This is a genomic window from Leifsonia sp. CL147 (assembly GCF_900114565.1).
Lineage (GTDB): Bacteria > Actinomycetota > Actinomycetes > Actinomycetales > Microbacteriaceae > Leifsonia.
The window spans coordinates 262,610-269,088 of record NZ_FOTM01000002.1 but is presented as its reverse complement, the minus strand read 5'-3'; the positions used below and the strand labels follow the sequence as shown (position 1 = coordinate 269,088).

Here is a 6,479-nt window from a genome sequence, read left to right as displayed (position 1 = left end):
CCGCCCCAACTACCCCGGCATCTTCGACACGATCGAGCAAGCCCGGGCGTTCATGGACACCTACGTGCCCTGGTATAACCAGCACCACAAACACTCCGGCATCGCCCTGTTCTCACCCGACCAGGTCCACGACGGCAGCTGGCACCGCCACTGGCAACACCGCCACAACGTCCAACACGCCTACTACCAAGCCCACCCCGAACGCTTCCGCCACCACCCCAACACCCCAAAGCCAGCCGGCTTCGTCGGCATCAACACCCCCACCCAACGACTCCACGCAGCTTGACACAGCCCGGAATGTCGCGTTCACCCACCCGGAGGTGCACATTCGTGACGAATGTCGCGTTCAGCCGGCAGTGACGGCACATTCGTGACGAATGTCGCGCTCAGCCAGCAGTGACGGCACATTCGTGACGAATGTCGCGCCCAGCCGCCCGGAGGTGCACATTCGTGACGAATGTCGCGCGTACCCGCTGGGCCGCTGGCGGGATCGGATGGAGGACACGCCGAGTCACGCTGTACCTGCAGTTCACTCTCATGCGCTTGACTGTTGGGCGCCTCACCCGAACACGTGTCTTGGAAAGGACCCATCGTGACGACACCCCAGTATCCGACCGCTCCGCCTGCATCCGCAGGCGAGACCCCGCTCTGGGCGCCGCTCTACGGCGCTTCCTTCGGGCAGTCCATCCAGCGCTTCTTCAAGAAGTATGCGGACTTCACCGGCCGCGCCAGCCGCAGCGAGTACTGGTGGTGGTTCCTCGCATACTTCATCGTCGACGTCGTGCTCTACATCCTGATGTTCAGCCTCGGGATGGTCGGCGCGAGCGTGAACAGCGATGGAACGGCGACCCTCGGGCCGCTCTACTGGGTCCTCTTCGTGGTGCTCATCGTCTGGTGGCTGGCCACGATCGTCCCGCAGCTCGCCCTGACCTGGCGACGCCTGCACGACGCCAACCTCGCCGGGCCGTTCTTCTTCCTCGGCTTCATCCCGTTCGTGGGCGGCATCATCGTGCTCGTCCTCACGCTGCTCCCCTCGAAGCCGGAGGGCGCCCGCTTCGACCGTCCGCGCGCCTAGCGGATCGATCGCACCAGCGACGAGGAGGCCCCGGGGACATCGTCCCCGGGGCCTCCTTCGTGCGTCTCGCGAGTGCGTCAGGTCTCGCGAGTGCGTCAGGTCTCGCGAGTGCGTCAGGCCACGCGAGCCTTCAGGTTGTCGCTGATCGCCTCCAGGAACTCCTCCGTGGTGAGGAACGCCTGCTCGGGACCGACCAGGAGTGCGAGGTCCTTGGTCATCTTGCCCTGCTCGACCGTCTTCACCACGACGTCCTCGAGGGTGTGCGTGAAGTCGATGAGGTCCTGGTTGCCGTCGAGCTTGCCGCGGTGCGCGAGGCCGCGCGTCCAGGCGAAGATCGAGGCGATCGGGTTGGTCGAGGTCGGCTTGCCCTGCTGGTGCTGGCGGTAGTGACGGGTCACCGTGCCGTGCGCCGCCTCCGCCTCGACGACCGAGCCGTCCGGGGTGGTCAGCACCGAGGTCATCAGGCCGAGCGAGCCGAAGCCCTGGGCGACGGTGTCGGACTGGACATCGCCGTCGTAGTTCTTGCAGGCCCAGACGTACCCGCCCTCCCACTTGAGGCTGGAGGCGACCATGTCGTCGATCAGGCGGTGCTCGTACGTGAGGCCGGCGGCGTCGAACTTCTGCTTGTACTCGGTGTCGAAGACCTCCTGGAAGAGGTCCTTGAAGCGGCCGTCGTACGCCTTCAGGATGGTGTTCTTGGTCGACAGGTACACCGGGTACTGGCGGTCGAGGCCGTAGTTGAACGACGCGCGGGCGAAGTCGCGGATGGACTCGTCCTGGTTGTACATGGCGAGCGCGACACCGGCGCCGGGAGCCTGGTAGACCTCGAAGCTCTGCGCCTCGCCGCCGCCGTTCGGCTGGAAGCTGATGGTCAGTGTGCCCGGGCCGTCGAACGTGAAGTCGGTCGCGCGGTACTGGTCGCCGAAGGCGTGACGGCCGATGACGATCGGCTTGTTCCAGCCCGGGACCAGCCGCGGGATGTTGGAGATGATGATCGGCTCACGGAAGACGACGCCTCCGAGGATGTTGCGGATCGTGCCGTTCGGGCTCTTCCACATCTTCTTGAGACCGAACTCCTCGACGCGCGCCTCGTCGGGCGTGATCGTTGCGCACTTCACGCCGACGCCGTGCTTCTGGATGGCGTGGGCCGCGTCGATCGTGATCTGGTCGTCGGTCTCGTCGCGCTTCTGGATTCCGAGGTCGTAGTACTCGAGGTTCACATCGAGGTACGGGTGGATGAGGGAGTCTTTGATCGCCTTCCAGATGATGCGCGTCATCTCGTCGCCGTCGAGTTCGACGACCGTTCCGTCAACCTTGATCTTGTCCATGGTTCTCCTGGGGTGTCTGCCGTTTCAAGCCTCCGTCAGCTTACCCGAGTGCGACAACTATCTTGACATCGAGACAGTTTCTCTCGGCGAATCGTCGGCTGCGCGCGACTATGCCGCAGTCGCTCCCGCACGTTACCCTTTCGTCATGGCTGAGTTGAGACTGGAAGAGTTGAGCGCGCGGACCGTCGTGGCGGCGAACGCGCTGACACTGAAGCCGGGCCAGGAGCAGTTCATCGCTCCTGTGTCCTACTCGGCCGCGGCCGCGGTCGCCGATCCGAACACGTCGTGGCAGCGCGTCGTGCTCGACGGCGACGAGGTGGTCGGCTTCATCATGGGCAACTTCGACCCCAATGCAGAGCACGAGGAGTTCAAGGCGATCCTCTGGCGCATCAACGTCGACGCCGACGACCAGGGCCGCGGAATCGGCACGTTCGCCGTCCGCGCGCTGGCCGACGAGGCGCGGGCCCGCGGCCACCAGCGGCTCCACGTGATCTGGGAGTCCGGAGAGCTGGGTCCGGAGCAGTTCTTCCTGCGCAGCGGCTTCAAGCCCGTGGGCGAGACGCAGTACGGCGAGACGATCGGTGCCCTCGATCTCTGACCGTCCGGACTCGTCCGACCGTCCGGGTTCGTCCGGCCATCCGGACTCCTTCGTGGACCGGGTCCTCGAGGTCGTCGACGCCATCCCTCCCGGCCGCGTGATGACCTACGGGGATGTGGCGGCGGCGCTCGGATCGCGCGCGGCACGCATGGTCGGGCAGGTGATGGCGTTCTACGGCAGCGAGGTTCCGTGGTGGCGCGTCGTGCGAGCCGGCGGGCATCCCCCTGTGAAGCACGAGCACCTCGCGCTGGAGCACTACCGGGCCGAAGGCACGCCGCTCCTCCGCGGCGCCGGCGCCGCCTTCCGGATCGACATGCGCGCGGCACGGCTCAGCCCGGTACTGTTCGAGGAGTCGGAACCGGAGCCGGAGCCCTCCGGGGAGAACGGCCGGAATCATCCCTCCGACCGATGATTCGTTCAGTTCCGTAGTGTTCACTTCTAGTGCATCCCTGTCCCTTTCCCCTGGAGCTGCCGTGCCCCGCATCCGAACCGCTGGAGTCATCGCGACGACGTCCGCCCTTGCCCTGGCCTTGTCCGGGTGCTCCGTCGTGACAGCATTCGCACCGCATGTGGAGTCGGAGATCTGGGACACCGCGAAGGACATGAAGGCCGCGAACACGGCCATCGTCGGCTCCCCGAAGTTCGTTCCGGACGACGCGACGCTCATCCGTCTCGACTACGACACCCAGGACGGGTCGGCCATCATGACCTACACGTCCAAGGCGCTGCTCGTTCCGAACGTGTGCAAGACGCAGGTGGCGACGCTGAAGCCCACCATCCAGGACAGCTGGTGGCCGGTGGACGGCATCCCGCCGAAGTCGGCCGGCTGCCCCGGCGGCTGGTCCGCCTTCGCGATCGGTCAGCAGGTCTGGGCCGCGCGGGCGGCCACGAAGTAGCCGTCACCGCGCGGACGCCTGCCGAAGCAGACGCGGGCGGGCGCCGTCCCCGCCTCAGGCGAGCACGGGGATGGTGAGCTCGATGATCGTGCCGAGCCCCTCCACCGAGCGGACGTCTGCGCGGCCGGAGACCGCTTCGACGCGGTCCCGCAGACCCTCCAGCCCTCCGCCCGGCTCGATCCTCGCCCCGCCCTGTCCGTCGTCCTTCACGACGACCGCCACGGTGGAGTCGGTGCGCGTCACGAGCACGCTGCAGTTGCGGGCGTGCGCGTGCTTCGCCGCGTTGGCGAGACACTCCGAGACGCAGTAGTAGATGGTCTCCTCGACGACATCGGGCAGACGCTCCCCGATGTCGATGTGGACCTCGACCGGCAGGTGGCTGCGCATCCCGAGCTCCTCGATCGCCGAGCGGAGGTCGCCGTCGGTCAGCACGGTCGGGTGGATGCCGCGAGCCAGTTCGCGGAGCTCCCGCAGCGCATCGCCGAGCTGGCCCGCTGCACGTCGCAGGTCCACGGCGAGCTCCTCGTCTCCGTGCGCCTCGGCTTTGGCCGTCGCGATGCGGAGGCTGATCGCCAGCGAGACGAGCTGCTGCTGGCTGCCGTCGTGCAGGTCGCGCTCCAGCCTGCGTCTGGCCAGATAGCCCTCCTCGACGATGCGGAGGCGGGACTCGCGCAACTCGTGGATGGTGCGCTCCAGCCGTTCCCGGAGCCGGTCGTTGTCGACCGAGAGGAGCAGAGCCGAGGAGACAGCGTCGAGCAGCCGGTCATCCTGGGTGAGGGCGACGTCGTGCTCGATGAGCGCGATCGGTCCCTGATCCGAGTCGATCGCGAGGGTGGAACGGCCGGGCCGCTGGGTGAGCCCCGCATCCGATGCCGGTTCTCCGTCGCTCGTCTGGTAGCGCTGCAGCGGCTCGTCCCACCAGAACACACGCAGGGACGGATCGTGGAGGGTGCGGGCCAGACTCGACTCCCAGAGCCCCCGATCCACCTTGTCACGCGCGACGATGACCAAGTCGGCCACGCGCGAGCGAAGCCCTCTCGCGTACAGCACACCGCCGACGAAAGCGGGCGGGATGAGCGCGATCGCGACCGGAGGGACGAACTGGAGCCAGCCGCCGTCCCAGTGCAGAGCGAAGCTCAACGACTCCTGGACCGTGCCGAAGCACCACAGCAGGATGGCCAGCGGCATGACGAAGGCCACGCGGCGGGCCGGAAGCGAGCTGGTGAACCACCGCGCGATGAGCCGGGCGGCAACCGTCAGCATCAGGGCCAGGCCGACGAACCGCCACGCCAGCCCGAGCCAGAAATCGGCGGTGTCGCTCGGCAGCACCGCATACGGGTTGAAGGCGCATCCGCACACGGCGGGCTCCGGCGACGCGAACAGCAGGATGCCGCCCAGCCGCACCAGGAAGGCGCCCGACACCACCAGGACGACGATCCGATCGAAGCGGCGGGCCAGCCTCCCTGTCGGATAGCAGAGCACGAGAAGCCCGACCAGCACGGCCCACAGGTCGGTGACTCCTTCGATCCACGGCCAGACCCATCCCCACGGCCGCACCATCGGGTACCAGGCCCCCGCCGACCAGAACAGGGCGGCGCCGACCATCAGCCAGCCGGGGACGGGGCTGCGCACGATACGCCAGGCGACCACCGCGCACACGAGGTAGTCGACGGCGACGGCGACGAAGACGATCGCCCAGCCGATTCCGGACGGCCGGGGGCCGTAGTCGTCCGTGACAGCGCTGAGCAGTTGCGCCAGGACGTTGGAGGCGAGCGCGACGGTGAGCGCCAGCGCTCGGAGCCCGAGACGCCCCGCATCCGGTCGCCGAAGCTCGGCCTCCCGCTCGGGAGGCGCGGGAGTGGAGCGCGCGGACACCGGGCGCGCGAGATCCATGAGCTCAGACGTCCCGGCCGAGGAAGCGCAGGACGGCGAGCACCCGGCGGTGCCCTTCGGCCGAGTCCTCCACCCCCAGCTTCGCCATGATGTGCCCGATGTGCGACTCGACCGTGCGGAGGCTGAGGTGCAGCTCGGTGGCGATGCCCGCGTTCGACTTGCCCTCGGCCATCAGCCGCAGGACGTCGCGCTCGCGAGCGGACAGCGCCTCGACGGCCGCCTCGGACGATCGCGCGGAGACGAGGAACTGGACGACCTCCGGATCGACGACGGATCCCCCGCGGGCGACCGTCCGGACGGCCGTCACCAGTGTGTCGGCGTCGGCGACGCGATCCTTCAGCAGGTAACCGGTTCCGCTTCCCGCACTCATGGCGCGGATGGCGTACGACGCCGTCGTGTACATCGAGAGGAGCAGGACGCCGGCCCTCGAACCGCCGGCGCGGAGACGCTCCAGCGCACGCAGCCCCTCGTCGGTGTGCGTGGGCGGCATCTTGATGTCGAGGACGATCGCATCGATCCCGTCCTCCTCCGCGACCGCGGCGAGGAGCTCCTCAGCGGTATCGACGGACACGACGACCTGCATGCCGCCCGCACGCAGGATCTGCCCGATCCCTTCGCGCAGAAGCACTGCGTCGTCGGCGACGGCCACCCGGAGCGCGCGAGAACCCTCTGTCTGTCCCCCGCTCACG

Annotated in this window: 7 protein-coding genes and 1 pseudogene; 5 read left to right on the top strand and 3 right to left on the bottom strand. The window is 68.0% G+C overall.

From position 1 onward, the window contains the following. Together BM287_RS17760 and BM287_RS03605 are read left to right on the top strand one after the other, a co-directional pair. Positions 1-286: pseudogene (locus BM287_RS17760) on the top strand (IS3 family transposase); the annotation flags it as partial. A gap of 306 nt (positions 287-592) precedes the next feature. After that, on the top strand, positions 593-1,075 hold the full coding sequence (locus tag BM287_RS03605; RefSeq protein ID WP_090036034.1) for a DUF805 domain-containing protein: 483 nt from the start codon (positions 593-595) through the stop codon (positions 1,073-1,075). Positions 1,076-1,188: 113 nt separating this feature from the next. Here the strand turns inward: BM287_RS03605 and BM287_RS03600 are convergent, their stop codons facing one another. Then, on the bottom strand, positions 1,189-2,403 hold the full coding sequence (locus BM287_RS03600; protein ID WP_090036033.1) for an NADP-dependent isocitrate dehydrogenase: 1,215 nt from the start codon (positions 2,401-2,403) through the stop codon (positions 1,189-1,191). Positions 2,404-2,548: 145 nt separating this feature from the next. Here BM287_RS03600 and BM287_RS03595 point away from each other — a divergent pair, with 145 nt between their 5' ends. The 3 genes from BM287_RS03595 to BM287_RS03585 all read left to right on the top strand — a co-directional run bounded on the left by BM287_RS03595 (position 2,549) and on the right by BM287_RS03585 (position 3,897). Further along, positions 2,549-3,001, top strand: a complete 453-nt coding sequence (locus BM287_RS03595) for a GNAT family N-acetyltransferase (protein ID WP_090036031.1) — start codon at positions 2,549-2,551, stop codon at positions 2,999-3,001. Then, on the top strand, positions 2,985-3,413 hold the full coding sequence (locus BM287_RS03590) for an MGMT family protein (protein ID WP_090036029.1): 429 nt from the start codon (positions 2,985-2,987) through the stop codon (positions 3,411-3,413). The genes BM287_RS03595 and BM287_RS03590 overlap by 17 nt, the downstream gene beginning before the upstream one ends. 136 nt (positions 3,414-3,549) lie before the next feature. Continuing rightward, positions 3,550-3,897: a hypothetical protein gene (locus tag BM287_RS03585; protein WP_244527858.1), complete on the top strand. Its 348-nt coding sequence runs from the start codon at positions 3,550-3,552 to the stop codon at positions 3,895-3,897. 54 nt (positions 3,898-3,951) lie between these two features. Here the strand turns inward: BM287_RS03585 and BM287_RS03580 are convergent, their stop codons facing one another. After that, positions 3,952-5,790: a sensor histidine kinase gene (locus BM287_RS03580; protein ID WP_090036026.1), complete on the bottom strand. Its 1,839-nt coding sequence runs from the start codon at positions 5,788-5,790 to the stop codon at positions 3,952-3,954. 4 nt (positions 5,791-5,794) lie between these two features. After that, positions 5,795-6,478 carry a response regulator transcription factor gene (locus tag BM287_RS03575; protein WP_244527857.1) on the bottom strand — a complete coding sequence of 228 codons (684 nt, stop codon included), beginning with the start codon at positions 6,476-6,478 and terminating at the stop codon, positions 5,795-5,797. Between the last annotated feature and the right edge of the window lies 1 nt (position 6,479).